Origin of the sequence: Marinobacter sp. bablab_jr008, from assembly GCF_016464145.1 — a bacterium.
Taxonomy (GTDB): Bacteria; Pseudomonadota; Gammaproteobacteria; order Pseudomonadales; family Oleiphilaceae; genus Marinobacter; species Marinobacter nauticus.
On the sequence record NZ_JACDWW010000042.1, the window covers coordinates 1 to 26,273 of the forward strand.

30 protein-coding genes are annotated in these 26,273 nt (G+C 56.8%); 17 read left to right on the forward strand and 13 right to left on the reverse strand.

The features are described 5' to 3' along the window. Positions 1-441: contractile injection system protein, VgrG/Pvc8 family (locus JIF53_RS03710; RefSeq protein ID WP_266096867.1), on the reverse strand; the 441-nt coding region annotated here is incomplete at its 3' end. A gap of 198 nt (positions 442-639) precedes the next feature. Here JIF53_RS03710 and JIF53_RS03715 point away from each other — a divergent pair. From JIF53_RS03715 to JIF53_RS03740, 6 genes are all read left to right on the forward strand, one after another. Next, positions 640-1,068 (forward strand): SRPBCC family protein, encoded by a 429-nt coding sequence (locus tag JIF53_RS03715; protein WP_022992924.1) that lies wholly within the window; start codon positions 640-642, stop codon positions 1,066-1,068. A 172-nt stretch (positions 1,069-1,240) separates the two neighbouring features. Further along, entirely contained in the window at positions 1,241-2,041 is an 801-nt protein-coding gene (locus JIF53_RS03720; RefSeq protein WP_011785623.1) for an MBL fold metallo-hydrolase, read from the forward strand. Positions 2,042-2,161: 120 nt separating this feature from the next. Then, a complete protein-coding gene (locus JIF53_RS03725) occupies positions 2,162-2,887 on the forward strand; it encodes a YebC/PmpR family DNA-binding transcriptional regulator (protein WP_011785624.1) in 726 nt (241 codons plus the stop codon). Positions 2,888-2,936: 49 nt separating this feature from the next. Continuing rightward, a complete protein-coding gene (locus JIF53_RS03730; protein WP_199451855.1) occupies positions 2,937-3,668 on the forward strand; it encodes a glutamine amidotransferase in 732 nt (243 codons plus the stop codon). A 96-nt stretch (positions 3,669-3,764) separates the two neighbouring features. Further along, on the forward strand, positions 3,765-4,166 hold the full coding sequence (locus JIF53_RS03735) for a PA2779 family protein (protein ID WP_199451856.1): 402 nt from the start codon (positions 3,765-3,767) through the stop codon (positions 4,164-4,166). 6 nt (positions 4,167-4,172) lie between these two features. After that, positions 4,173-5,171, forward strand: coding sequence for a PA2778 family cysteine peptidase (locus JIF53_RS03740; protein WP_199451857.1), 999 nt, complete (start codon positions 4,173-4,175; stop codon positions 5,169-5,171). A 7-nt stretch (positions 5,172-5,178) separates the two neighbouring features. Here JIF53_RS03740 and JIF53_RS03745 read toward each other — a convergent pair whose 3' ends face one another. Continuing rightward, positions 5,179-5,850 (reverse strand): class I SAM-dependent methyltransferase, encoded by a 672-nt coding sequence (locus tag JIF53_RS03745; RefSeq protein WP_199451858.1) that lies wholly within the window; start codon positions 5,848-5,850, stop codon positions 5,179-5,181. A gap of 199 nt (positions 5,851-6,049) precedes the next feature. Here JIF53_RS03745 and JIF53_RS03750 point away from each other — a divergent pair, with 199 nt between their 5' ends. From JIF53_RS03750 to JIF53_RS03760, 3 genes are all read left to right on the forward strand, one after another. Continuing rightward, the gene (locus JIF53_RS03750; RefSeq protein WP_199451859.1) at positions 6,050-7,072 is read left to right on the forward strand and encodes a helix-turn-helix domain-containing protein; all 1,023 of its coding nucleotides are present in this window, start codon (positions 6,050-6,052) and stop codon (positions 7,070-7,072) included. 243 nt (positions 7,073-7,315) lie between these two features. After that, complete coding sequence (locus tag JIF53_RS03755; RefSeq protein WP_199451860.1) at positions 7,316-9,139, forward strand: choice-of-anchor D domain-containing protein; 1,824 nt, start codon at positions 7,316-7,318, stop codon at positions 9,137-9,139. Positions 9,140-9,235: 96 nt separating this feature from the next. Then, positions 9,236-10,096, forward strand: coding sequence for a DUF6160 family protein (locus tag JIF53_RS03760; RefSeq protein WP_011785631.1), 861 nt, complete (start codon positions 9,236-9,238; stop codon positions 10,094-10,096). A gap of 25 nt (positions 10,097-10,121) precedes the next feature. Here the strand turns inward: JIF53_RS03760 and JIF53_RS03765 are convergent, their stop codons facing one another. Beyond that, the gene (locus tag JIF53_RS03765; RefSeq protein ID WP_014420835.1) at positions 10,122-11,117 is read right to left on the reverse strand and encodes a CobW family GTP-binding protein; all 996 of its coding nucleotides are present in this window, start codon (positions 11,115-11,117) and stop codon (positions 10,122-10,124) included. Positions 11,118-11,191: 74 nt separating this feature from the next. On the opposite strand from JIF53_RS03765, the gene thpR reads away from it, so the two are divergent. Next, positions 11,192-11,728, forward strand: coding sequence for an RNA 2',3'-cyclic phosphodiesterase (gene thpR, locus JIF53_RS03770; protein WP_199451861.1), 537 nt, complete (start codon positions 11,192-11,194; stop codon positions 11,726-11,728). A gap of 4 nt (positions 11,729-11,732) precedes the next feature. Here the strand turns inward: thpR and JIF53_RS03775 are convergent, their stop codons facing one another. Next, positions 11,733-11,957, reverse strand: a complete 225-nt coding sequence (locus JIF53_RS03775) for a DUF2007 domain-containing protein (RefSeq protein WP_011785634.1) — start codon at positions 11,955-11,957, stop codon at positions 11,733-11,735. An 81-nt stretch (positions 11,958-12,038) separates the two neighbouring features. Between JIF53_RS03775 and JIF53_RS03780 the strand changes: the two genes are divergently transcribed. Beyond that, the gene (locus tag JIF53_RS03780; protein WP_199451862.1) at positions 12,039-13,088 is read left to right on the forward strand and encodes an alpha/beta hydrolase; all 1,050 of its coding nucleotides are present in this window, start codon (positions 12,039-12,041) and stop codon (positions 13,086-13,088) included. A 16-nt stretch (positions 13,089-13,104) separates the two neighbouring features. On the opposite strand, the gene JIF53_RS03785 is transcribed toward JIF53_RS03780, so the two are convergent. From JIF53_RS03785 to JIF53_RS03795, 3 genes are all read right to left on the reverse strand, one after another. Next, on the reverse strand, positions 13,105-13,581 hold the full coding sequence (locus JIF53_RS03785) for a DUF4442 domain-containing protein (RefSeq protein WP_199451863.1): 477 nt from the start codon (positions 13,579-13,581) through the stop codon (positions 13,105-13,107). Between the two features lie 120 nt (positions 13,582-13,701). Then, the gene (locus tag JIF53_RS03790) at positions 13,702-14,283 is read right to left on the reverse strand and encodes a CPBP family intramembrane glutamic endopeptidase (RefSeq protein ID WP_199451864.1); all 582 of its coding nucleotides are present in this window, start codon (positions 14,281-14,283) and stop codon (positions 13,702-13,704) included. Positions 14,284-14,286: 3 nt separating this feature from the next. Then, positions 14,287-15,141: a crotonase/enoyl-CoA hydratase family protein gene (locus JIF53_RS03795; RefSeq protein WP_011785638.1), complete on the reverse strand. Its 855-nt coding sequence runs from the start codon at positions 15,139-15,141 to the stop codon at positions 14,287-14,289. A 71-nt stretch (positions 15,142-15,212) separates the two neighbouring features. Here JIF53_RS03795 and JIF53_RS03800 point away from each other — a divergent pair, with 71 nt between their 5' ends. Continuing rightward, positions 15,213-16,184, forward strand: a complete 972-nt coding sequence (locus JIF53_RS03800) for a ribonuclease Z (protein WP_199451865.1) — start codon at positions 15,213-15,215, stop codon at positions 16,182-16,184. Here the strand turns inward: JIF53_RS03800 and JIF53_RS03805 are convergent, their stop codons facing one another. Then, a complete protein-coding gene (locus JIF53_RS03805) occupies positions 16,185-16,508 on the reverse strand; it encodes an antibiotic biosynthesis monooxygenase family protein (RefSeq protein ID WP_199451866.1) in 324 nt (107 codons plus the stop codon). Between the two features lie 82 nt (positions 16,509-16,590). On the opposite strand from JIF53_RS03805, the gene JIF53_RS03810 reads away from it, so the two are divergent. After that, positions 16,591-17,424, forward strand: coding sequence for a zinc-dependent peptidase (locus JIF53_RS03810; protein WP_199451867.1), 834 nt, complete (start codon positions 16,591-16,593; stop codon positions 17,422-17,424). 3 nt (positions 17,425-17,427) lie between these two features. On the opposite strand, the gene JIF53_RS03815 is transcribed toward JIF53_RS03810, so the two are convergent. Next, the gene (locus JIF53_RS03815) at positions 17,428-17,661 is read right to left on the reverse strand and encodes a hypothetical protein (RefSeq protein WP_114433582.1); all 234 of its coding nucleotides are present in this window, start codon (positions 17,659-17,661) and stop codon (positions 17,428-17,430) included. A gap of 24 nt (positions 17,662-17,685) precedes the next feature. Here JIF53_RS03815 and JIF53_RS03820 point away from each other — a divergent pair, with 24 nt between their 5' ends. After that, entirely contained in the window at positions 17,686-19,878 is a 2,193-nt protein-coding gene (locus tag JIF53_RS03820) for an OsmC domain/YcaO domain-containing protein (RefSeq protein ID WP_199451868.1), read from the forward strand. Here the strand turns inward: JIF53_RS03820 and JIF53_RS03825 are convergent. After that, entirely contained in the window at positions 19,875-20,768 is an 894-nt protein-coding gene (locus JIF53_RS03825) for a diacylglycerol/lipid kinase family protein (protein WP_199451869.1), read from the reverse strand. The genes JIF53_RS03820 and JIF53_RS03825 overlap by 4 nt on opposite strands. Before the next feature lie 82 nt (positions 20,769-20,850). Between JIF53_RS03825 and JIF53_RS03830 the strand changes: the two genes are divergently transcribed. Beyond that, entirely contained in the window at positions 20,851-21,129 is a 279-nt protein-coding gene (locus JIF53_RS03830; RefSeq protein WP_014420825.1) for a SelT/SelW/SelH family protein, read from the forward strand. Between the two features lie 140 nt (positions 21,130-21,269). Then, on the forward strand, positions 21,270-22,013 hold the full coding sequence (locus JIF53_RS03835; protein ID WP_199451870.1) for a class I SAM-dependent DNA methyltransferase: 744 nt from the start codon (positions 21,270-21,272) through the stop codon (positions 22,011-22,013). A 32-nt stretch (positions 22,014-22,045) separates the two neighbouring features. Here JIF53_RS03835 and JIF53_RS03840 read toward each other — a convergent pair whose 3' ends face one another. Next, on the reverse strand, positions 22,046-22,549 hold the full coding sequence (locus JIF53_RS03840) for a copper chaperone PCu(A)C (RefSeq protein WP_014420823.1): 504 nt from the start codon (positions 22,547-22,549) through the stop codon (positions 22,046-22,048). Between the two features lie 66 nt (positions 22,550-22,615). Further along, positions 22,616-24,922 (reverse strand): putative bifunctional diguanylate cyclase/phosphodiesterase, encoded by a 2,307-nt coding sequence (locus JIF53_RS03845; RefSeq protein WP_199451871.1) that lies wholly within the window; start codon positions 24,920-24,922, stop codon positions 22,616-22,618. 236 nt (positions 24,923-25,158) lie between these two features. Here JIF53_RS03845 and JIF53_RS03850 point away from each other — a divergent pair, with 236 nt between their 5' ends. Further along, entirely contained in the window at positions 25,159-25,878 is a 720-nt protein-coding gene (locus JIF53_RS03850) for a tellurite resistance TerB family protein (RefSeq protein WP_199451872.1), read from the forward strand. A 45-nt stretch (positions 25,879-25,923) separates the two neighbouring features. Here the strand turns inward: JIF53_RS03850 and JIF53_RS03855 are convergent, their stop codons facing one another. Further along, complete coding sequence (locus tag JIF53_RS03855; RefSeq protein WP_011785654.1) at positions 25,924-26,262, reverse strand: zinc ribbon domain-containing protein YjdM; 339 nt, start codon at positions 26,260-26,262, stop codon at positions 25,924-25,926. Between the last annotated feature and the right edge of the window lie 11 nt (positions 26,263-26,273).

The following is a 26,273-nucleotide window of genomic DNA, read 5'->3' on the forward strand; positions in this document are numbered from 1 at the left end:
GCAGTATTCCCGTTCTTCCGGTGGGCGTTTGAAGTCGAAGATGGAATCCACAATGCCCCGCTCTTCGAGCAGGGTGCGCACGATGGCGTCGGTGGTCTGGGTCTGGAAGATGCGGCTGTTGTGCATCAGGCCCAGGCGCCATAACGGCGGCTGGATCACCACCTCGTAGCGGGTGCGGCGGTGGCCGGTGTCGCCCCGCATAAATTCGTTCACCACGCCGGTGAACCGGCGCAGGGGCTGGCCGTCCTGCCACACCACCAGGTCTACCGGCTGTTCCAGTACGTCGGCGGCGGCCACATCCGGATCGGTGCTCGCCAGTTGCAACCGGCCATGGAACAGATCAGACAGCCGTTCGGTCAGCGCGAAGCCGACAACGACAAAGTGATCCGAGGGGAATTCGCCTACACGGGCGGTGAACTGCAATCCGCTTGCCTGGGGCATGACTTCGATCCCTGAAGATTATGTTGAACTGACTCATCCTGAGCAGTCCCGATTATAACCACCAGCCTCCGGAATACCAACCAACAAACCGATGGCCTGTTTTAACCAGTTCTCAGTGATGAAAACCCGCGCCTGCGACTTTTGTTGAACCCGGTGAACGGTTAACCTTGAACACCGTCTAACAACAAGAGCAGCACCATGGCACAGTACACCATTGAAATTGACGAAACTTTCGATGTCCCCAGGCGCAAGGCTTTTGCCGTTTTTGCCGACCACCACCGCTTCGGCAAACTGGTCGGGGCACCGGTCAAGCGCATCAAGGACAGCGACCAGGCAGACCCCAACGGCATTGGCTCGGTTCGCAAGATCGGCATTGGCCCGCTGTCTCTTGAGGAAACCGTACTCGGTTTTGAACCCGACTCTCTGATTGAATACACCATCAGCAGCATCAGCCCTTTGCGTAATCACCTGGGGCGTATTCTGTTCTCCGATGCAGGCGAAGGAAGAACCCGTATTCAGTACTCCATCCGTTTTGAGGATATTGTGCCGTTTACCGGCAAAGCGGTTCAGGTCGCGCTGGAAAAGGGATTACGCCGTGGTATCAAACGCCTGCCGTCAATGGCGTAAGCCTGTGGGAGCGAAGGCAACAATCGGTAACTTGATGAATATCAGATAATTGACCTGAGGCAACAATTTATATTTGTCAATTCTGTACTCTCCCGCGCAGCTTGCAATATCCGGCCATCGGGCTATAAGTGTGCCTGAAGCCGAAGACCCTACTGCTTTGCGGGAGACAGAAATGGCGGCAGCACCGATTGTTCTCTTCGACAACGGACACCACAAGTGCCTGATGTTCGATTCCCTGGTCACTGGCGAAGGCGTTCAGTCCAACCAGTTCCTGATTGTTGATGGCAAACACGAAGCCCTGATCGACCCCGGCGGAGATCTGACCTACACCCCACTCTCCGTCGCCGCGTCCAAGTACATGAACATCCGCGATATGGACTATGTCTTCGCGTCCCACCAGGACCCGGACATCATCGGCGCCATCGACCGCTGGATTGTTCACACCCGGGCAAAAATCGTTACCTCAAAGCTGTGGGCGCGCTTCTTGCCGCACCTGGTGTCCAGCTACGTCACCAACCAGCTTAGTGGCAGCGTCTACGACCGCATCGTCAGTATTCCTGACGGCGGCGCCAATGTGAGGTTCGGGGAGACTTATCTGCAGTGCCTGCCGGCGCATTTCATGCACTCGGTCGGTAACCTTCAATTCTACGATCCAGTCTCAAAAATCCTGTTCTCAGGTGACCTCGGCGCGTCCATGGGCGGAGAAGACGACCACCAGCCGGTGAAAGATTTCGACAAACACATCCCGAACATGATCGGCTTTCACCGCCGTTACATTGCTTCCAAGAAAGTCTGTCGTCTTTGGGCCAACATGGTTCGAGACATGGACGTGTCGATGATCGTGCCCCAGCATGGCAAGCGCTTTGAAGGCCCGGTGATGATTGATCGCTTCCTTAACTGGGTCAGCGATATGGATTGTGGCATTGATCTGGTATCTCAGGACAACTATCGCCAGCCGGTGGAATACGTGTAACAACCCGGTTCCGCAGGGACGCGGAACCACCTCCTGGCAAAAGCTGCGAAATCAGGCCTGTTGCAATCCGCTCAGGTTCAGTAAAATCCGCCTTTTCACTGAACCCTAGAGGCAGCGAATATGGGCAGAGCCTACCAAAACCGCAAAGAATCCATGGCCAAAACGGCCGCCGCGAAAACCAAGGTTTACAGCAAGTACGGCCGCGAGATCTACATGGCTGCCAAGGCTGGTGGCATCGACCCGCAAGCCAACCTTTCCCTGCGCGGGCTGATCGAGCGGGCCAAAAAAGACCAGGTGCCCACCCACGTTATTGAGAAAGCCATCGACAAAGCCAAGGGTGGTGCAGGCGAAGACTATGCGCCGGCCCGCTACGAAGGCTACGGCCCGGGCAACTGCATGGTCATCGTCGACTGCCTGACCGACAACCCGAACCGCACCTTTGGCGATGTTCGCCTGGCATTCACCAAAACCAAGTGCAAGATCGGCACCCCGGGCGCCGTGGCCCATATGTTTGATCACTGCGCCATCTTTGCATTCGCCGGCCAGGACGAAGAAGCCGTACTGGAAGCTCTGATGGAAGCCGACGTGGACGTTACCGACATCGAAAGCGAAGACGGCAAAATCACGGTATTCACCCCGAACACCGAATACGCCAAAGCCAAACAGGCTCTGGAAGCCGCGTTTGAAGGCATCGAGTTCGATGTGGACGAGATCCAGTTCCTGCCAAAAACCACCACTGTGGTAGAAGGCGACGACATCCCCATGTTCGAGAAATTCCTCGACATGCTGAACGATCTCGACGACGTACAGAACGTATTCCACAACGCGGAACTGCCGCAGGAATAACCGCTGGTCACCAGCATTAACAATAGCGGACTTGGCGGAGGTAGCAGGCGTGGGAAAACCAAAGGTCATTATCCTGAAAACGGGCTCGACCTACCCGCAGATACGGGATCAGTTTGGTGATTTCGACGCCTGGTTCCTCCGCAGCCTGACGGGCGATCTTGAACTTACCGTACTGGATGCCGTGCAAACGCCACCCGCGTCTGCCCCCAGCGACTGGGCTGGCATCGTCATTACCGGCTCGCCTGCGATGGTCAGCGACAAAGCACCCTGGAGCGAAGAAACCGCCCGCTGGATAAAACAGGCCGTCGAGGCCAACGTGCCACTTCTCGGAGTTTGCTATGGCCACCAGTTGCTGGCCCATGCCATGGGTGGCAAGGCGGACTACCATCCGAAAGGCCGCGAGACCGGCACGCACACCGTGCGATTGCTCGACAGCGCCAGCTCAGACCCCCTGTTCAGTCAGTTGCCGGCAGAATTTCCCGCCCACCTGACCCACAAGCAATCCGCAATTGAGCTCCCTCCGGGCGCTGTATTGCTGGCCAATTCAGCCTTCGAGCCACACCAGGCGTTCCGGGTTGGCGAACATGCCTGGGGCGTGCAGTTTCATCCGGAATTCACCGATGCAATCATGAAAGCCTACCTCGAAGTCCAATATCAGGACATCGTTGCCGAAGGCCTGGACGCCCAGAGCCTGCTGCAGGGTGTGCGCCCTGCCCCTGATGCCAATCACTTGCTGAAGCTTTTCGCTGAGTACCTGAACGCCCAGGCAATGACCAAATAGTCATGGAACCCGTGCGGCTGTGTGAACGTTTTGTATGTTGAACGAGTACAGATCGCTAACTACTGTACTGGAATACAACAGAGAAAGGAGCCTCACATGAACGGTATCAGAAAGCACTTAAGAAAGTTCTCACTGACGATGGCCGTACTCCTCGCGTTTACGACCACCTTCTCCATGTCCGCCAACGCAGGCATGGTGGGTACCGGTGAGTTGATCCAGCAACAGCAGGTCGATCTGGACCGGCAACAACTGCTGGAAATGCTTGAAGATCAGGAAGTGAAGGCAAAACTGCAGGAACTCGGCGTGAGTGATGCCCAGGTTGAAGAGCGCATCCAGAATCTGACCCCGACGGAACTGGCCGAGTTTGAACAACAACTGGCCGAAGCACCAACCGGCGAAGGTGTTGTCGGTATCATTGTTCTGTTCCTGCTGGTGTTCATCATAACCGATATGCTCTGCGCGACGGATCTGTTCCCCTTCGTGAAATGCATTCGCTGATCCCCAATGCAGCAGATGAACAGCCGTCTTAAATTGACTATGGCCGTCGCTCTGACGGCCATAGTGCTTCTGGCCGGGTGTGCATCAACACCAGACTGGCCTGTCTCTGCCCGGGACAACACCAAACCGGTTTACTCGGAAAAGCTGCTGGAACAGGTGCCCTTCTATCCGCAGGAGAAGTACCAGTGCGGTCCCGCCTCTCTGGCCATGATGCTGAACGCACAGGGGCTGGCGACCAATCCGGACATTCTGAAAGAGCTGGTCTACCTGCCGGGCAAGGAAGGCTCCCTGCAAGTGGAAATGGTTGCCGGCGCACGGGCCCACGACATGCTGGTGTACCGTTTGGAACCGGAACCAGAGGCCATTCTGGCCGAGGTTGAGGGCGGAAATCCGGTCCTGGTTATGCAGAATCTTCGTCTGAGCTGGTGGCCGCAATGGCATTTTGCGGTGGTGGTGGGCTACGACAGCACGGAACAGGTCTTCATCCTGAACACGGATACACGGCGCCACTATGAAATGCCATACAAGGTGTTTTACAACACCTGGAGCAAGGCTGAGCGATGGGCTGCAGTCATTCTGCCCCCCGATCAAACACCCGCAAGTGCTGAAATGCTGCCCTACCTCCAGGCGGCCCACGATCTTGAGACAACAGGCCACACCCTGGCGGCCCAGCGAGCCTACCAAACTGCCATCACGAGATGGCCCGAGCAGCCCACACCGTTAATGGCAAACGCCAACCTGCAGTACCAGCTAGGTCATTTTCAGAATGCCGTGGGCAGTTTCCTGAGGGTGGTCGAGAAGTTCCCCGGGTTCTCCGAAGGCTGGAACAACCTCGCCATCGCACTCAACGATGCAGGCTGTCCGGCTAGAGCCAGACAGGCCTCCGAGTGTGCAGCCGGGCTGGCACCGAAACGGTTTAAACCGCTACAGGATGAGGCCCGATCACACGCGGCAGATGCCGCCGCCTGCCCCCAGATTCCCGCCTGCCCCTCAAACGCCCACTAACAGGCGGTCACAGCGATTTTCGCAGGAGCACAACGTCTTTCACGGGAATCTCCAGATCCCAGCCATAATGCTGGGCCAGCCAGCGGAATGTCTGCTCACGGTAGAACACCACATGGGTGGGATCGCGCCGATAGTGCCAGTTATCGAAACGGGCATCGTCGGTCTGGAAGCAAGTCATGATACCCAGGCAGCCTCCGGGCCGGAGCAGGCTGTCCAGCATGCGAAACACTTCGGCTGGATGATGCAGATGCTCCACAACCTCGGTACAGGTAATAACATCGTATTGCCGATCCAACGCGGCGGCGTCCGGGTAAAAGAACGGATCGTACAGGGTCATGTGCAATCCCGCTTCCGCCAGCATGCTGGCCAATGCCGGACCGGGGCCACAGCCGAAGTCCAACCCCTGTGCTCCGGGTGAAACCTGCCCCAGCAGGGGCTGGGCCAGCTTTGAAAGAAAGCGCCGGTAGCCGGGATCGTCCGCATTGTTGTTGTGCAATTCATAGACGGCTCGCTCCCGGGAGCCGGAAAGCCGACACTCGGAGGCCATCACCGTGGCTTCGCACTGGCCACAACGAAAATATCGTTGCTGCCCCACTTCGCGAAAGGGCGCCAGTTCAGCGTCTTCACACACCGGGCAGAGCGCCTTCTGTTGCGCGGACGATTGCGGTCTTTCGATCATGAACGTTTCAACCTGACAAAAGTTTCATTGTCATATCCGGCCATGCGGCGAGTTTGTGACCGGATGCGTAAAAGCGCCCATCGTGCGCTGCCTATACTGGCACCGAACAGAGAGGAGTCGGCTTGTACCTCTTGAATGATAACAACAGTTCAATTCAAGACTAAATGCCCGGGAACTGCCCCGGCTCAGAGACCGGAACATGGAAACGTCATCTGAACTCGCACTGGAAGTGCCGATCGTCTCGGCTCGCTATGCCCGCCGTTTTGTCCGTTTTATGGAACATCGCGGTGTAAAGCGGCATACCATTCTTGCCAATACCGGCATCACCGACGACATGCTGAATAACCCGGACGCCAGCTTGTCCATGCATCAGGTCATGGATTTGCTGCGCCAGGCGGATTGGCTGATGACCGACGAGCGCGCGGCGTTCGAATTTGGCCAGCAACTGGACCTGCCCAGTCACGGCCTGCTCGGGTTCGCCATGTTGGGCCAGGAAAATCCGCGACGCCTGGTGAGCATGATCGTTCAATACCTGCGCGTTGGCCTGCCACTGATGGACATGGAACTGGAATCGACCGGCTCCACATTCCGCATCCGGCTGATCGATACCTGGGGCGTGGAGGACTTGAGACCCTGCCTGACCAAAATCTATATGGGCAGCATTCACCGTATCTCCTGCCAGGTTTGTAGCCATTTCCACTTCCAGTTTGATTTTCCGTCGTCTGCCTCACTGGAAGACTGGCAGTTGCTGGCCCCTGGGTGCGAGTTCGAATTCGATGCACCGGTTGCTCAGGTAACCATGCCACTGAAAGGCTCACCAATCCCGAAAAGCGAGGCGAACCTGGAGTTCCTTGTCGCCCGCACCCGATGCAATCGAAAACCAGGCAATCTGGAAGCCGACGAGACCGCCATGCAGGTTCGCGAACTGATCATGAGTCAACCCGGCCGTCCCTGCACCACCGAAAACATTGCGCGGCGCCTGGATATCAGCCCGCGCACCCTGCGCCAGCATCTTGCCAGCGCCGGCACATCGTTCAGGGAATTACGGAACGAAATTCGCGAAAGCTTCGCCACCCTTTACTTGAAAGACACCAACGTGCCCTTGGAGTCCATCTCCGAGAAGCTGGGGTTCAGTGACCAGGCCGGTTTTACCAAAGCCTATCGATCCTGGACGGGCAAAACCCCCGGCGACGTTCGGCGGCAAGCCCGCTCAAAAAAGTGAACACAGCTCACTTTTCGTTTTGACACCGTTCACGGTTTAGACAATCCCTTCGCCCCTCTCCGCTTTGAACAAAAACGGTGCCGCGACAAGCAATGACCCGCGGCACCCTCTCCCCGTCTAATAACGCTGCACTCATACGTGAACACGTATGGCAAAGGGATCTTTGCAAGTCCGATTGAGCAGTCCTTATCGGTGTTGTCTGCAACCCACTACAACAAATAACGACGTACAGAGGACGAACTCATGAAACTCAGGAACCTCAATACGAGTGTCCGCAAGCTCGGCCCCGCGATTGCCGCGGCGGCTTTGATGGCGGGAGGCGCAGGTAATGCCTCCGCCGAGCAAGTATCCACCGAGCTGGCATTTGAGTGCCCGTTTCCACTCATCGGTGATCAACCGATCCGTGCCACCATCAGTGCTGATATTCCTTCGGCAGCATCAGTGGGAGAAACGATACCGGCCTTCACCGTAGACGCGATCACCGTTGTCAACGACGATGCCCGCACCGGCCTGAAACTGGTTCAATCAGCCACTCTTGAAGGGGTTGCCACCAGCTTCAACAGCGTTACCACACCGGGCAGAACGGTAGAGCAGATCGTCACTCTTGATATACCACCGACACCGGTTCCGGAAACCTCCGGCGAATTCAATGTCCCGGCTACCGGCACTTCACCGGAATTCCTGGTTACCGCAGATGATGTCGGCGAACTGGAAATCAGGGTAGGCGCTCTACGGCTGGACCTGATCGCGCGCACCGCCAACGGCGACATCGCACCCGCACCAATCGGCGAAATCACAACCGACTGTGTTCAGCTGCCGGATCAGAACAACCTGCTTCAGACAGTGACTGTAGGCGGAGACGTTGTTGAAACACCACGCATCAGTATTACCCCTGAAGACATCAGCTTTGGATCAGTACAGGCTGGCCTCAGTGCGCAGCAGAGTGTGACCATTACCAACACCGGCAACACCGGCCTTGGCCTCAGCAACATCTTCATTGATGGAACCGACGCCGATGTATTCACTGTCACCAATCAGTGCGGCTCCAGCCTGGCGCCCGAAGCTTCATGCGCTGTCGACGTAACCTTTGCTCCAAGCACCGAAGGTACTCGCAACGCTACTCTGACCATCGAATCTACCGATCCGGAGAACGAGTCTGTAAGCGTTCCGCTCTCTGGCAAGGGAACTCTGGCACCCACTCCGGAAATTTCGGTAACGCCGGAATCCGTTGATCTGGGTCGCGTTCTGTCAGGCACCAGCGCAACTGCACAGGTTACCGTAGACAACAACGGCAACGCTGCTCTGCAGATTGACAGCATCACCCTGACTGGCGCCAATGCGGCGGACTTCATTCAGACCAATGACTGTACAACGGTCGCCGCAGGTGAAAGCTGCACCATTGATCTGAACTACACCGCCGGGGCACCGGGTGTAAGCAACGCAACGCTTGTCGTTCGCTCCAACGACCCGGAAACTGCGGAAACCTCTGTCAGCGTCACAGCCGAGTCTTACGAGGAACCGACCGGAGGTTCCGAACTTGAGCTGCTGCTCGGTCTGCAGGGCTCTACTCTGATCAATGCAACCGGAGGCACCCTGCCGCTGAACGGTTCCATTGCCACACTGCTGGACATTGCCTCAGGCACCTTTGAAGCCGATCTGGAAGTACTGCCTACCTCTGGCAACTTCTCCATCAAACTGCTTTTCAGCAAGATCAATGCGGCAGCCAACGTGGAGTTTGAGCAGGCAGAGGTTACCACCGGCACACTTGTGAATGGCAAGTTGACCGCAAATTCCAAGCTGTATGTGAAAGTACCCAAGGTTGCCATCAAGCTTGGCTGGCTGCCAGTTCGCATCGGTGGCGGTTCCGAGTGCCAAACCCGTGAACCGATCAACATCGAACTCAAATCCGTTGAAGGCTCTAACTTCTCCCCGGCAACGGGCGGCGAGGTCAGCGGCGTCTACGAACTGGGCGCTCTGGAGAACTGCGGGCTGCTCACCAGCTTGCTCAACCAGTTCATGACTGGCCCGGGCAACACCATCAACCTTGAGCTCACTCCGCAATTCTGAGGAATTCCGGCATCGCCGGAAGCAGGTTCACGGCTGGCACTAGCTGGCCGTGAACCTTACACGCAGTAAAAACAAAATCAAAAAAGGAACAATGCAATGAAAAGCCTGAAAAGAAATCTGCTAGCACTGGCTATCATCGGCGCGCCGTTTGCCGCGCAGGCAGAACTTAAACCAATCGACGATGCTCAGATGGGCAGCATCACCGGCCAGGCCGGTGTCACCATCGAGCTCGAAACCAAAGTAAACATTGGTGAATTCAGATATACCGATGAGGGCTCTCTCGCCATCAAGGACATCAGCATCGGCGGTGCTGGCGCCGGCTATGAAGATGAGATGTTCAAAGACATCGAGATTGGCAGAAGCCTGGCTTTCAAGGACTACACCGACCTGATCGATAATATCAAGATCGAGATCGACGTTGCCGCGGATGGCGACGCCATCATCAACGTACTGCCAATCACCGCAGCTCCTATCGATTTTGGCGTGACAACCGGTGAATGGAGCCTGCAGGGCAACACAGACTCCACCCTGCTGGCAAGCAACTTTTCAATGAGAGGTATCTTCAACAAGGTCGGCATCACGGTGGATACCGCGACCGACAAGCTGACCCTGGACACAAAGGTCGGTATTTCCGATCTGGATATCGATGTCGACTTCCTCGCGATCGGTATTCGTGACCTGCAGCTCACCAAGAATACCTATCTCGAAAAGGTTGCTGACAAAGCAACTGGCGGCAATGGCCCGACCATTCTGGATGCCGCCGCGGATATCGTAGTGGAGGTCTACAAAGACCAACGCTTCGGCAGCTCGGACGATTCCCTGGCGATTGATCTGCAGCAGTTTGACGCAGACATGAAGATTGGCCAGGTTCTGGTGGGCGGAACCAGCATCGGCTCCCTGACACTGGACAACCTCTCAGTGCAGAACACCCGCATGAGAATCTACGGTCACCAGTAATGCACCGAGGGCCCGTTCCGGGCCCTCACTCTGCCAACCCGGCGGCGCGTTTCATTTCCAGATCCAGATCGCTCTCCGCCAAGGGCTCTGAACTGATCAATTCAATCCGCGATTGTTCTCCCGGCTCACAGGGCTGAACGGTCAACGCACCTTCCACCTGATTGATCACTCGCCAGCCATCCAGGGTATGCACAACGGCCTTGAACCGCACCAGGCGTTCGTCCATCGCCGTTGCCAGAAGAGACGCCTCCGAGAATTGAATTTCCGGGTGGATGCGCCAACCCAGACTGTAATGCCCCTGACCACGGTTGGTCATCCGCTGCCAGGGCTGGTCGTCCAGAGACGGTGCCGGGGGGCGAAGATCAAGCGCAGCCCGCTGTTGATGAGCATCCGGGCTGGATACCGGCTGACGCTCCATCTCACCGTCCAGCCACTCGGGCGCCAAATGTCCCTGGCTTGTCGTGTAAACGGCACGCTTCGTCAGGGGCAGTGTGGCAACCCAGTCTTCAAACGCCGAGAGTTGCTGTGCCGTGCAAAGATCCGATTTGTTGGCGACCAGAATATCGGCAGCTTCGATCTGATCCCGGAACTGCACATTCTCAAGCACTTTCGGGTTCTCGAGTTTGCGTGGATCCACCAGAGTAATCACCGGCCCCAACGCCAGGACATCCTGATAATGCTCTCCAGTCAGGGTATCGAGAATCTGGGACGGATGGCCCAGGCCCGTGGGCTCAATCAGCAAACGATCCGGCTTGGCTCTGGCAATCAGCTGATTCAGGCCGATCTGCATGGGCAGCCCCGCGACGCAGCACATGCAGCCACCTGGCACCTCGCGCACCACCGCCCCCTCGGTCTCCAGGATGGCACCGTCAATGCCCACCTCGCCGAACTCGTTCACCAGTACCGCCCAGGTTTCCCCTTCCGGCTTCTGGCGCAGAAGGTCCAGAATGGCAGTGGTTTTGCCAACGCCAAGGAACCCGAGTATCAGGTTGGTGGGAATCGGGCGGGGAATGCTGGACATAATTCTGGCCTCAAAAACGTTATACTATAACAACATTGACCAGGCCGGGCTACGTCCCGACTATGGAGGAGTTAATGCCAAGACTGTTCTTCGGGCTGGAAATTCCTGAGTCGATCAAGACCAGCCTCTTAAAGGTAAAAACTGACATTAAAGGTGCCCGCTGGCAAAGCAAAACCCAGCTTCACCTAACCCTGGCGTTTCTGGGAGAGGTGGAGGCCGAACAGGTAATCCAGGCTCGGGATAACGCCAGAAAGGTGACCCATACGCCTTTTAAGCTGGAAGCCGCCGGGTTGGGTTGCTTCGGCAAGGAGGAGAGCCCGAAAATCCTATGGGCGGGAGTCTCCCCCGAGGCAGAACTGAGGGGACTGCAACGCACCCTTGCCCAAAGGCTCATCAACGACGGCTTCACTCTCCAGAATCCCTCATTCAAACCTCACATCACACTGAGCCGCTTTCGGGCTGGCGCAGGCTCGGTGGCCGGGCTGATCGAGCACTACCAGAGGACCCGGTTTGGCAGTTGGCCGGTTCAGGGCTTTGCACTGTTTGAAAGCAGTCCAGGCCAAAGCGGCTCGGTCTATACCGTACTGGAACGCTATCCGTTAGCCACCTGAAGCCTCAGGATTGCTCAAGTCGGTTTGCCTCGTAGTCCTCAATCAAGGCTCTGGCGAGAACCCAGTCTTCGTCAGCGACATGCACGTTGGTAAAGCCGGCTGCGCCGATCTCGCCCAGCGCGCCCTGCAGATAATGTCCGCCTACGTGCGCCTCTATGTGATTGGCACGCAGCAGGCCAGCAATGATGTGAGCCTCGGTAATATCCCGGGCCCGATAGGCTATTTGCAAAACGGAGCACTCCTATATGCTTAACGCTGTTTCGACTATAGTCGTCCACATGCCCTGTGTCTCGCGCCCCAAGGATTGTCCATGCTCTGGTTTCTGCTCGCTGTCGTTACTCTTGTTGTCCTGATCACACTGCTGATCTTCCGGGTAAAGGATCTTTCCGAGTACGACGGCCAGGACTGGGTTATCAAGGAAGTTGCTCCAAACCCGGCTCATGATGAGGTCATAGAACGCATCAAGGACATGGGGCGCGCCTCCCGTGGCCTGAAAGGCAAAGCCCGGCTGATCGCCCTCCGCAATCACCTGGATAGCCTGGGTGAAGGCGTGGATATCGAATCGGACATCCGTCATCAGGATCATCCGCGTGGAGAATGGATATTGGCGCCCGGGGCCGATTCCCGCCGACGTGTGCTCTATATTCACGGCGGTGCCTGGGCTGCTGGCAGCCCTCGAAGTCACCGGGCGATTACCGACCGTTTTTCCCGGATTGCCAATGCTGCCGTTTTTGCGGTTGACTACCGGCTTATGCCCGAACACCGGTTCATGGATGGCATTCGGGACTGCCGCCAGGCCTATGCATGGTTGCTGAATCATGGCCCGGATGGCGAAGCGCCTGTCGACTTCATGGTGGTTGCCGGAGACTCAGCGGGCGGCAGCCATACCCTGTCACTGCTGGCGTGGATTCGCGACAATGGCCTGCGGCAGGCTGATGCCGCCGTTGCCCTGTCACCCTCCACGGATCTTACGCTTACGGCGCCGAGCAATCGCGAAAATATTCGCACGGACCCACTACTGGGCCCGGTGTTTGGTGGTTTGTCCAAAATCCCGCTGCCCGTGCTGTGGTGGGGAACACTTGCCGCATTCAGAATCTCTCCCACCAACCCGGTTGCATCACCTCTGCGGGGCGAGCTTAACAAGCTGCCACCCGTGCTTATCCACGCAAGCACCACGGAAATGCTGCTGGACAACGCCACGCGTTACGCTGCCAAGGCAAAAGTCCAGGGTTCACCGGTGGAGCTTCACACCTGGCAGAACATGGTTCATGTATGGCACATCTTCACGCCACTGCTCCCTGAAGCAGACGAGGCATTCGACGACATCGCGGCTTTTCTGAAAAAAGTGGAACAACCATAGTAGGCTGGTGCCGGCATTACTCCGCCGGCTTTCGCCTGACGTACAGCACCTTATGGACTCGGGCAACGACCGTTCCTGCTTCATCCACAACGTCGACATACCACTCCGGCAAGTACTTGTCGCCGTCGGCTGTGGCTTCGCGTATTTCCTCGAGACGCGCATCGGTCAGCTCGAAGCGGGCCTTTACCACGCCCTTGCCGGGGCGGATAAAATCAATACTCGCTGACTTGTCCCACACGATGTAATCATTGCCCAGGCGTCGCATCAGCAACAGCATGTACATCGGATCAACCATACTGTAAAGAGATCCGCCGAAATGCGTGCCCACGTAGTTGGTGTTGTACCAGTGCTGACGCATTTCCACCGTTGCAAAGCTGAAGTCAGCAGCAATGTGAGTGACTTTAATACCTGCCCCCAGGTAAGGGGCGAAAGTAGAGAGCACTCGGCGCATGGCGCCGGCACTGGCAAACCAGCGGCGAATGGTTGAATTCATAGGAACATCCAAACGGTTGAGAATCAGCCTGAAAACTGCGTAGCTGGCTATCTTCTTACAGCCACACTGCATTTTCAACGAAAATTCATACGACCGTTTGAATTATTTAGACTGGAAACATCAAGGTTTCACACCGAACCACTGGGGATAGTTCAGCAGGCAGTACAGCGCGAGCATGTCATAGACCGCATGCCAGACCATCACCATGGGCAAGCTGCCCCATACCAGGTAAGCGCCACCGAGAATCAGGCCCAGACACGTCGCTACCAGAAAATAGGTAAACGACACATAGTGCACCAACCCGAACAACACAGAGGCCGCCAGCAAGGCTGTCCAGGGCCCGGTGTGCTGCATTAGCCAGGCCTGCACGGCACCACGAAACAACAGTTCTTCCCCCACCCCGGCGAGCAGGCACAAGGTCAGCAATACCGGCCAGCGATAACTCGCCGCAAAACGGTAAAGGGCCTGCATTTGCGAACCAACATCGTCAGGGAACAGCCAGGAGAGCTGAGTCAGCAGCAATAGCACAAGGTAGGTGGTGCCAGCGCCCAGGATCCCGTACAGCAGGATTTCCGGCAGATTCAGGCCGTTCAGCATTAACGGAATATCGAACAGCCAGATCGCGAGCCAGCCTACCAAACCAATACCGCCCTGAAACAGCAGGGCGGCGGTAGTGGATATAGTGGCGCGACCTTGGGCCATAACTCAGTTTTCGAACAGGCCCTTGACCGGGAACAGGTCGTCGTAGGCGGGCGCCTGCTTCTGGGCCTTGGCCTGGAAGGATTTCATCATGTCCGTGGGGCGGAACATGCCGGACTGCCATGTGGCCATGTAGCGGAGGCTGTCTTCTACGCTGTGATCGCGGCTGAAGTTGATCATTTCCTTGCAGCCGGTCACCGCCAGCGGTGAATTGGCTGCAATCTGGGCGGCAATGGACATCACGCCCTCAAGCATCGCTTCCTGAGTCTCGTATACCGAGTTCACGAAACCCAGGCGATGGGCTTCTTCAGCACCGAACTTGCGGCCCGTGTAAGCCAGCTCACGCACCACGCCCTCAGGCATCAGTTTAGGCAGCCGCTGCAGCGTGCCCACATCAGCTGTCATGCCCAGCTCGGTTTCCTTGATGGTGAAATAGGCATCGGAGGTGCAATACCGGCTGTCAGCAGCGCATACCAGGTCCAGAGCCCCACCAATACAGCCACCGTGCACGGCAGCCAGCACCGGCAGACGTACTTTCTCCAGAGAGCTCAGAGTATCCTGCAGCTGCAGTACGACTCTTCGCAGGTTCTCCGCCATACGGCCAGGATCACCACTCATGGGCACGGATTTCGGATCCGAGAACACCCCCAGATCCATGCCTGCGGAAAAGTGCTTCCCAGTCGAGGAGATCACAATCACCCGGGCATCGGTATTGGCTTCAATGTCCTGAACGCAGCGCGGCAGCTCCAGCCAGAATGCTTTGTTCATGGTGTTCAGCGCTTCAGGGCGACTGAACTGAACATGGGCGATGTGGTCTTTTACTTCAATATTGAAACTTTCGTAGTTGGCGAGTTCAGACATGATGGATCCCGTATCATCTGAGAGCATGGTTTCGTATTATTAGGGAGCACATTACCGCGAAACGAGGCACGATGGAATTCACTTTCCTTGGCACATCGGCCGGAACACCAACCCGGTCACGCAACGTCACGGGCCTGGCCCTTTGCCTGTCGGGGCCCAAACCCTGGTATCTGGTGGACTGCGGTGAAGGCACCCAGCATCAGTTGATGCGCACACGGTATTCGGTGATGCAGTTGCGCGCCATGTTCATCACCCACATCCATGGTGACCACATCTTCGGGCTACCGGGATTGCTTACCAGCGCTTCCATGCTGGGTCGCACCGAGCCTCTGGACATCATTGCGCCGCCACAGGTACGCCGGTTTATCGATGCGGTCATCGAAAACAGTGACTCCAGCCTGAGTTATCCGTTGAACTTCATCAACTCGGAAGCTCCGGATTTTTACTGGCAGGATGGCCATTTGGGCGTTACCAACGTGGCGCTTTCACACCGCGTACCTTGCCGGGCCTACGTATTCACAGAGCGCAACCTGGAACGTCAGCTGCAAAAGGAGAAACTGGTTGCTGATGGCATAGAGCCTGGCCCTCAATGGGGCGACCTGCAGAAAGGCAAAGATGTTCTACTGGATGACGGGCGCCTGCTGCGTAGCGACGATTACACTCACATTCCCAGAACCGCGCGAAAAATCATTGTCGGCGGTGACAACGACACCCCGGAACTGCTGAAAAATGCCTGCCAAGGCACCCACGTCCTGATTCACGAGGCCACCTACACCCAGGATGTCGCAGACCGGGTTGGCCCCTGGCCCCAACACAGCTCGGCGCAGCAGGTGGCCCGGTTCGCACAGGCAACGAAGCTGCCCAATCTGGTACTCACCCACTTCAGCTCCCGCTACCAATCGGCTCCGGGTGGCACACCGCACATCAATCAGCTCGCCGCCGAGGCGTTGCAGCATTACACGGGCCACCTTTTCCTGGCCCGGGATTTTGACACCTACCGTCTGGAGAAAGACTTCCAGCTACACAAAGTTGACCACAACTAATCAGTCGCTATTCTGGCCTGGCGGCAGTACCACCCATTCAGGGTCTTCAAATTCACCCAAAGGCCGAATCTCAACAAACGGAGCGGCGCTTTTAATGATCTCCGCGATCCTCGGGTCCTTCCGGGCATCCATGGCATCGCGGTCGGCCTTGCTGTCCCAGCTGGCGATAGCGATCAACTTGTTCGGCTCACCAATCTTTCGGTGTAGTTCGGTACCACGGGCACCGGGCGCCCGCTGAATCAGCTCACTGGCTCTGACCCAGGCATCGGCATACTCCTCTGCACAGTGCCCGTCTTTCACCGTGACCTCAAAAATATACTTCATCGCATTCTCCTCACTCCTATGGATCTTCGTGGTTCGCTGAAGCTTGCGGTAGACTGGCCGGACATTCACAGGGAAGTCACCAATGTCCGCACCGCTTGTTTTTGCAGTTATCGCCATCGCCCTCATTGGTGGTTCGCTGTTCTATTTGTTTTTCTACCGCAACTGGCGACGCCGGCGCGAACTGCAACAACCGTTCCCTGCACTCTGGAGGCACCACCTTCAGGAAAATGTGCCGCTCTATAATCGGCTCTCCGACAGCCACAAAACCCGGCTGGAGAATCTGATTCAACTCTTTATCTCGGAGAAGGAATTCTACGAATGTGCCGGTTTTGAAATCGATGACCGGGTGCGAGTGACCATTGCCGGTCATGCTTGCCTTTTACTGCTTGAACGCGGGTTTTACGAATACGATGACGTTAAAAGCATCCTGGTCTATCCCGATATTTACCGGGTACAGGACACCGAGAGCGATGGCCTGGTGGTCAGCACCAGTGACGAAACCCGGGCCGGAGAAGCCTGGTCCCACGGCCGGGTGATTCTGGCCTGGAGCCAGTGTGAACAAGCCATCACCAATCCCCATGGCCCGCACAATGTGATTCTCCATGAATTCGCCCATCAGCTGGACTACCTGGATGGCACCGCAGACGGCGCACCACCACTGAGTGGCGATGAGGCGGCGCGCTGGCAGAAAACCATGACCGAGGCCTGGGACCACCTGCAACACCGGCTGGAACACCACCACAAACCCTGGCTGGACCCGTACGGCGCCACCGAACCGGCCGAGTTTTTCGCAGTGCTAACCGAGGCCTTCTATCAACAACCGCAGCACTTGAAGCGTGAACAACCTGACGTTTACGCTGCCCTGTGCCGTTTTTACCGGATCGACCCGGAGCACATGCGCGCCCACAAGCCTTGACGATCAGCCGCCAAGGCCGTCTCCCTTGACGCCGAGACGATCCAGGTACAGATGCAGCTCTTCCTCGCTGATATTCACATATTCCAGTACCCGGCCATAGAGCATCACGGTCGGCACATTACGCCCGCCCAACTCCTTCTGAGTCTCGCTCAAGACGTAAAGTATCGTCCGTTCCGTTTTTGTGAGACCATCCCGCGCATCGGGGATCACCTCGTCTATTCCGCGTAAACTGCTCATATTTCTGAATCCGGTAAGCTGCCCATGGAAATCAAAGTCAATTATCTCGACAACCTGAGGCTTGAGGCCAAGTTTGACGATTTTACCGTCGTCTCAGACCAGCCCGTCCGCTACAAAGGCGATGGCTCGGCGCCCGGCCCCTTTGACTACTTCCTGGCCTCATCCGCCATGTGCGCAGCCTACTTTGTGAAGGTTTACTGCAATGCCCGGGATATCCCCACAGACAACATCCGGCTGTCGCAAAATAACATTGTAGACCCGGAAAACCGCTACAAGCAGATTTTCAAGATTCAGGTGGAACTGCCGGAAGACATTTCCGACAAGGACCGCCAGGGCATCATCCGCTCGATCGACCGCTGCACCGTGAAAAAAGTGGTGCAAACCGGCCCGGACTTCCAGATCGAAGTGGTGGAGAACCTGGACGAAGACGCCCAGGCCCTGCTCACCGCAGCCCCAGGGGGCGACGGCAACACCTATATTGAGGGCAAGGATCTGCCCCTGGAGCAGACCATTGCCAACATGACCGGCATCCTCTCGGATCTCGGCATGAAGATCGAGATTGCCTCCTGGCGCAACATTGTGCCCCACGTGTGGTCCCTGCACGTGCGCGATACGGCCGCCCACATGTGCTTCACCAACGGCAAGGGCTCTACTAAAGAAGCGGCCCTGTGCTCGGCCCTGGGTGAATTCATTGAGCGCCTGAACTGCAACTTTTTCTACAACGACCAGTACTTCGGCCAGGACATCGCCAACAGCGAGTTCGTGCATTACCCGAACGAGAAATGGTTCCAGCCGGGCCCGGAAGGCGAGCTGCCCGACGGCATCCTGGACGACCATTGCCTGGCCATCTACAACCCCGATGGTGAACTGCTGGGCACCCACCTGTATGACACCAACTCCGGCACGCCGGAGCGCGGTATCTGCAGCATTCCCTATGTGCGCCAGTCAGACGGAGAAACGGTTTACTTCCCCTCCAACCTGATCGAGAACCTGTACCTGAGCAACGGCATGAGCGCCGGTAATACCTTGCAGGAAGCGCAGGTGCAGTGCCTGTCCGAGATCTTCGAGCGGGCAGTCAAGAAAGAGATCATCGAGAACGAAATCGCCCTGCCGGATGTGCCGGACAGCGTGCTGGCCAAGTACCCGGGGATTGTCGAGGGCATCAAGGCCCTGGAAGAACAGGGTTTTCCGGTACTGGTGAAGGATGCCTCTCTGGGCGGTCAGTTCCCGGTGATGTGCGTCACCCTGATGAACCCGAAAACCGGCGGTGTGTTTGCTTCCTTCGGTGCTCACCCCAGCTTCCACGTTGCCCTGGAACGCAGTCTGACCGAGCTGCTGCAAGGTCGCAGCTTTGAAGGTCTGAACGATCTGCCGGCGCCCACCTTCAACTCCATGGCGGTGACCGAGCCCAATAACTACGTTGAACACTTTATCGATTCCAGCGGCGTGGTGTCCTGGCGGTTCTTCAGCGCCAAATCCGACTACGATTTCGTGGAATGGGATTTCTCCGGCAGCAACGAAGAAGAAGCCGACACCCTGTTCGGCATCCTCGCGGACATGGGCAAGGAATGCTACATGGCGGTGTTCGAAGATCTCGGCGCTCCGGTCTGCCGAATCCTGGTGCCGGGCTATTCCGAGGTGTATCCGGTAGAAGACCTGGTGTGGGACAACACCAACATGGCGCTGGAATTCCGCGAAGACATCCTCAACCTGCACCGTTTGAATGAAGGCGAGCTGGCCGACCTGGTGCAGCGCCTGGAAGAGGCCGAGCTGGACGTGTACATGACCATCGTCACCCTCACCGGCATCGAATTCGATGAAAACACCGTGTGGGGCCAGCTCACCATTCTGGAACTGAAACTGCTGATCTACCTGGCCCTGGGCGAACTGGAAGAAGCCCAAGAACTGGTGGACATGTTCCTGCAGTTCAACGACAACACCGTTGAGCGCGGCCTGTTCTACCAGGCCATGAACGCAGCCCTGGAAGCTACGCTGAACGAAGAACTGAAGTTGGAAGACTACCTGTACAACTTCCGCCGGATGTTTGGTGACGAGGTAATGGATGCCGTCGTCGGCTCCATCAACGGCTCGGTGCGTTTCTACGGCCTGGAAGAAACCGGCATGGACCTGCGCGGCCTGGACCGGCACCTGAAGATGATCGAGAGCTACAAAAAGCTGCACGCGGCCCGGGCCCGCAAAGCTGGGCTGTCAGCCTAACCGGCGGGCGCCCGCTCGCCGGTGTGCACCACTTTCTTGCCAATCACCCGGATTGCGCCCGGCCGGCAGGTTGCCCGAAAGGGCGTTTTACCGGCCACGTCGCCATCCACCGTTACCGTCTTGGCGCGGGTGGTTTCTACGTGGCACCACTTGCCCTTGATCTGGATGACGGTGCTGGTCCGGCGCGGCGTCTTGCGGTTCAGGCGCACCATCAAAAATGCAAGTAACAGCTGCGGCAACGGGCGCGGTTTAACGGCAATGACATCCAGCAAACCATCGTTCGCAGAGGCCTCAGGTATTTCATGGCCGCCACCGAAATAGGCCCCCGTAGCAACCGCGATTGATAGCCAGCGACCACCCAGATTAGAACGATCAGTACGGATATGGGCGTAGAACCCCCGCTGGGCGCCCAGTTGTCGGAACAGCGTGGCAATGTAACTGAACTTTCCAAAAAACTTTTTGGTGGGTGAACTAGCCTGCCGTGAAGGCAAAGTGCCCAGGCCAATGTGGGCCACGTTGAGATAGATGCGGTCATCAAACTCCGCCACATCAATCATCTCGGTGCTACCGTCCGCCACCAGACGGGCCACCTCTGCCGGTTCAGACGGAATACCCAGGTTGCGTGCAAAATCGTTAGCGGTTCCCGAAGGCAGAACTGCGAGAGTCGCGCCGGTGCGCAGGCAAAGTCCGGCCACACCGTTCACAGTGCCATCCCCACCCGCGGCCAACAATACGTCGTTGCCAGTCACCAGGCGCAGCCACTGTTCAGATTCATCCAGCCTGCATTCGGTTACGTTCTCGATGCCCTGCTCGCGCAGATGCGGCAACCAGAAATCCGCATCCCGGCAGCCATCACCGGAACCAGGGCTATCCACCAGCCAATACGCCATACTATTCCCTCTGGAGAAAGAAACTGTCCCCTTCATTTGATAGCATGGCTGATCGATTTCTTCATGCAGGAAGCATTACCGTATGGCAACGCGCATTACTCTCCATTACTGCACCGGCTGTAACTGGATGCTGAGATCCGCCTGGATGGCGCAGGAACTGCTGACCACCTTCGACGGCATGGTCGACGAGCTCACCTTGAAACCCGGCTCCGGCGGCATCTTTGAAGTCTGGGTAAACGATACCCGAATCTGGTCCCGCAAGGAGCAAGGGGGCTTCCCCGATATCAAGCAACTGAAACAGCTGGTGCGGGATCAGATTGCCCCGGAGCACTCACTGGGGCACTCAGACAAGCCCGTGTAGTACATCTACGAGGGTGGCTACCCGCTCCCGCATCTTTTCGCTACCATACGCCACCCTCAAAACGCCCGCCCGCTGCGCCAGGCCCGTCTGCAGCTGCTGTTCGCCAGAGGTGATCCAGTTGACTCTGCAGAGGCTTTCCCTTGTCCATCAATGCCTTATATACCGACTTGTCGGGCTACTACGATCTGATGTGTGCCGATATCGATTACCCTGCCCAGAGTCTTGGGGTACAGCGGTTACATCAGCTATTCGGCAATGGCGGCAAGCGTCATCTGGATCTGGCTTGTGGTACCGGGCCGCACATCCGGCATTTCCTGAACCTTGGTTACCAGTGCGAAGGGCTGGATATTAATCAGCCCATGCTGGATGTAGCCCAACAGCGTTGCCCGGAAGCCGTCTTCAGTGTTAAGGATATGTGCGAATTCAGGTTTGATAATCCATTTGATCTGATTACCTGCTTCCTGTACTCCATTCATTACAGCGATGGTATCGAAAAGCTCCAGGGCTGTATCGAAAGCGCCTACCGGGCGTTATCAGCCAACGGATTGTTCTGTTTCAATGCCGTAGACAAGACCCGAATCAACAACAATCTGTATGTCTGTCACTCCGCCCGGCACGATGGCAGTGAGTTTACCTTTAGGTCTGGCTGGCATTACGTTGGCGGTGGTGAACGGCAGTCGCTCCGGCTGAGTATTGATCGCACCACCAACGGCATCAGTGAATCCTGGCAGGATGAGCACCCCATGGTAGCACTGAGCTTTCGGGAGCTGGCCACCCTGTTGCAGCCCTGGTTTGACGTGACCATCTTCGAGCACGACTACGAACGCATCTTGCCCTGGGATGGCGAATCCGGAAACGCACTGTTTGTCTGCGTAAAGCGTTGAGCGTTACCGGATTTCGCTGAGAAGAATAGTGGTTAGTGCTTCATGCCGGCGTGGTCGTTCATCGCCGGGGCACCGTCAAGGGGGCGCACCATCAGTTCAATATTCAGGTCTTCGGCACCATCAAAATCCAGTCTTACCGGAACTTTCTCGCCCTCAACCAGGGGCTCAGGCAGCCTTTCAAGCATCAGGTGATAACTGTGAGGTTTTAACTCCACGGTTTTGCCGGCGGGTATCAGAAGACCACCATCTACCGGCTGCATACGCATGACACCCTCATGCATGGAAGTTTCGTGAATCGAAACGTTGCCGGCTCTAGGGGTTTCTGCGCCCACCAGGGTGATGGCCTGTTCACTGTGGTTGGTGATCGCCATATAGCCCACACCCATGGGCGTACCCGGCGGTGTTGGCCGACTCCAGGGGTGATTGATCTGTATCGGATGGCTCTTGTGGTCGTTACCGTGTGCGTGATCGGCAGCAAATGCGGCCGGGGCGAACAGGGCTGCGCCCAATGCCAGAGCAATCAGGGGTTGTTTCATTCGGCGTTCCTTGTTTTCTGACAAATATCACTACTGTAGCGGCCGGCTGCGACCACTTCAAAGCCATCAGGAGCGACGAATGGTCGCAGGGGTATTGTCCGTGTTCGCCGTGTCAGTGAGCATCTGGCGAATGTCTGCCATGGCCACCGGCCGGCTGAAACAGTAACCCTGGAAGCGCAGGCAGCCCATTTTGATCAAGGCCTGGGCCTGAGCCTGCTCTTCTACACCCTCAGCGATCAGACTCATGTTGTGGCTGCGGGCGATGGCGACGATGCTGCGCACCATATTGGCGGCCTTTTCATCTTCAACAATACCGTCCACAAAGCTTTTGTCGATTTTAAGCTCATCCAGAGGTAACTGGCGCAGCAGGCTGAGGGAAGAATAGCCGGTTCCGAAATCATCCATGGCCAGGCGTATACCTTGGCTTCTCAGGTCGCAGATGGTTTGCAGCACCTGACCGAAATTGCCCATGAACAGCGTTTCGGTAATCTCCAGAACCAGAGAGGACGGCGAGACATCGTGGGTTTTCAGGGCGTTGAGTACGGTATCCACGAAGCCTGGCTGGCAGAACTGAATCACCGAGATGTTGATGGCCAGATCCAGCGGCTGTTTCACCTTGCCTATCAATTGCCGGAATTCCCTCAGGCTGGTGTCCAACACGAAGTTACCCAGAGGAATCATCAGGCCGCTTTTCTCGGCCACATCCACGAATTCTGCCGGCGAAACGAATCCCAACTCTTCATCCTGCCAGCGCACCAAAGCCTCCAGACCAATGGTTTCGCCTGCATCGTTCACCTGCGGTTGGTACACCATATAGAGAGCATGAGAGGCCAGGCCATAGCGCAGCCTCTGTTCCACGTTCAGCCGCCGTAGATAAGCGGTTTCCATTTCTGCCTTGTAGACGCAGACGGCATTCCGGCTTTGTTTGGCCTCATACAACGCCAGGTGGGCACTACGAATCAGCTTGCTGAGGGAATCACCATCATCCGGAAAGCGAGCGATACCCACGCTGGCACCCACTTGCAGCCGAAGCCTACCTACCTCAAAAATCTCGGCCAGGTCTTCCACCACGCTGGTACAGGCTCGCGTAAGCGGAGCAACCTCGGTATTTGGGGTGACAATGGCGAATTCGTCGCTGCCCAACCGCGCCAGGTCATCGTGTTCTTCCGCCAGTCGCTCGAGCCTTCGACCGAATTCCACCAGCGTGTGATCCCCATATTCCAGCCCAAAGCGGTCATTGATACCGCTGAAGTTGTCAATGTTGATTACCACAAGACTGAACGGCCTCGCCCGCGTTAATCGATGTTCCAAACGGTCCAACAGGCCAGCTCGATTGAGCAGGCCTGTGAGATCATCGTGGCGGGCCTGATGGAGCAATTCTTCGCGCCGTTCCCGTTCAGCCCGGTCAATAATGCGGAAGAGGATAAACAGCAGCCAGACACCAGCGGCGAAACCAAGAATGAAGGCCACCAATGTCGCTATGTATTCCCGATACAAAGGGGTAAAGCGGGTCTCTGAAACCGTCCAGAGATGGTAGCGTGGGTCATAGATAGATGCCGTCAGGTAGTCAACACCTCCCCGCGTCATAGTGAAAACAGCGGCCTCCCGGCTAGCCATAATGTCTTTTATGGTGCGCCCGGCCTTCGCCTCAAACTCCCGGCGCTGGCTGGCCAACTGCTCCTGGTTTACCTGAATGGAAGAGAACTGTTCAGGGCCCACCCCCTCCCGGGACATCAACTGAACATAGCCATCGGTTTCCCGAAAGAGGATCACGCTGTCGTCTTCGCCATTATGCAGGTTACGGCCAAGAACAGAGCCGTCAACGCCCAGTTCAAGCCCCGCCGTCATGACCGCAATCACTTCACCCTGCTCCGATCTGAGTGCTTTGCGAATGGGAATAATCCACTCCGACACGGCCTCCAGATAATAGGTCCGGCCCACCACCATAGTGTCAGATTCGAGCGTACGCTGGAAATCAGCCCCAGTGACAGGGTCCTCAAGGAGATTTGGAAGTCCGGCGGGATCGATGTTGGTACTCATGCGGACAAAAATTCCATCCGGCCGGGCAAGCCCGAATCCTGCCAGTGCAGGATTAACCGACATAATGCTGTCAAGCAGGGGAATTTTCTGCTGATCTGAAAGCGGTTTGCCATTATTCACCAGCTCGCGCCCAACCACATCCAGCACCAACTCCTGAGTGCGCAGCAAGCTGTGAACAGACTGGGAAATCAGCTCTGCTCGAGACAACTGATAGGAAGTCTCATCAGAAAGCAGAGCCTGCCAACGCTGATGCAAAGCCACGGCCAGCAACACAAAGCCGACGGTAACAATCAGAAAAAACAGAGCCCAGATATTGCGTTTCAGAGCCGCCAAGTAGTCAGTCCATTTGTCCCGGTGAATGGGTTAATTTCGCTAACCATGATTATAGGGTGACGCTGCAAATACGCACCCTGTTTTGACCCAACCTTACCAAAAAAGATGATGCCAAAAGGAACTTTGCTGTCGTTATCCAGACAATCTGTTCATCTGGCGTTCATGCCGGATAGGGTTTAATGAGGCTAGAATCAAAATCAAAGCCAACGGCAACCAGGCGGAAAAGGAGCCAGACAATGAACGTAATGTCCGTGCTGAACCAGATCATGAACCAGGCCCAGGGCGGTCAGTCCCGCCAGAGCAGCCAGGGTGGAATGAACGTAAACCAGATGATGGGCAACCTTGGTAACCAGCTGTCCGGAGGTAAAGGCAGCAGTGGCATTGACGTAAAAAGTCTTCTGGGCGGCGGAGCACTGGGGCTCATGCTGGGCTCCAAGCGCGGCCGGAAAATGGGCGGCAAGGCACTGAAGTATGGCGCCCTGGCCGGCGTCGGCGTACTGGCATGGAAGGCCTATCAGAACTACCAGAGCAACAACCAGGGCCAGGCACAGCCCGCCCCGGTGCAACAGGGCCAACCCCTTGAGCAGTTGCAGGGAGCCGACCAGGAGCGTCGTGGGCTGGAAATTCTCCAGGCCATGATTATGGCCGCCCGTGCCGATGGCCATATCGATGCCAATGAAAGGCAACTACTGACTCAGGAAATCGAGCGACTGGGCCCGGACGACGAACTCCAGGCCTGGATCCAGCAACAATTCGACGCGCCACTGGATGCCAGTGCTCTGGCACACAACGCCGATTCGCCCCAGGCCGCCCGGGAAATCTATGTCGTCAGCGCGGTGATGATTGACGAACAGAACCCGATGGAGCGTGCCTGGCTGGAACAGCTGGCCGGTGCCCTGCAGATAGAACCCAATCTGGCCAAAGAACTGGAACAACAAGTGCTGGCTGCCAGTTAATCAATCACAGCAGACGGCACCGGACTCCCCGGTGCCGAATCAGCCTCAGGCCTTCTTAACAAACTCCGACTTGAGCTTCATGGCCCCCACACCATCAATCTTGCAATCAATGTCGTGATCGCCATCCACCAGGCGGATGTTCTTGACCTTGGTTCCCACCTTCACCACCAGGCTGGAACCCTTCACCTTCAGATCCTTGATTACGGTGACGGTATCGCCATCCTGCAGCTCATTGCCATTGGCATCACGAACCACCTTGCCTGCTTCAGCCGCTGCCTGCTCGGCCTCCGTCCATTCATGGCCGCACTCCGGGCACACCAGCTGAACGCCATCTTCGTAGGTGTATTCAGAACTGCACTTGGGGCAAGGGGGCAACTGAGACATTATCATTTCCT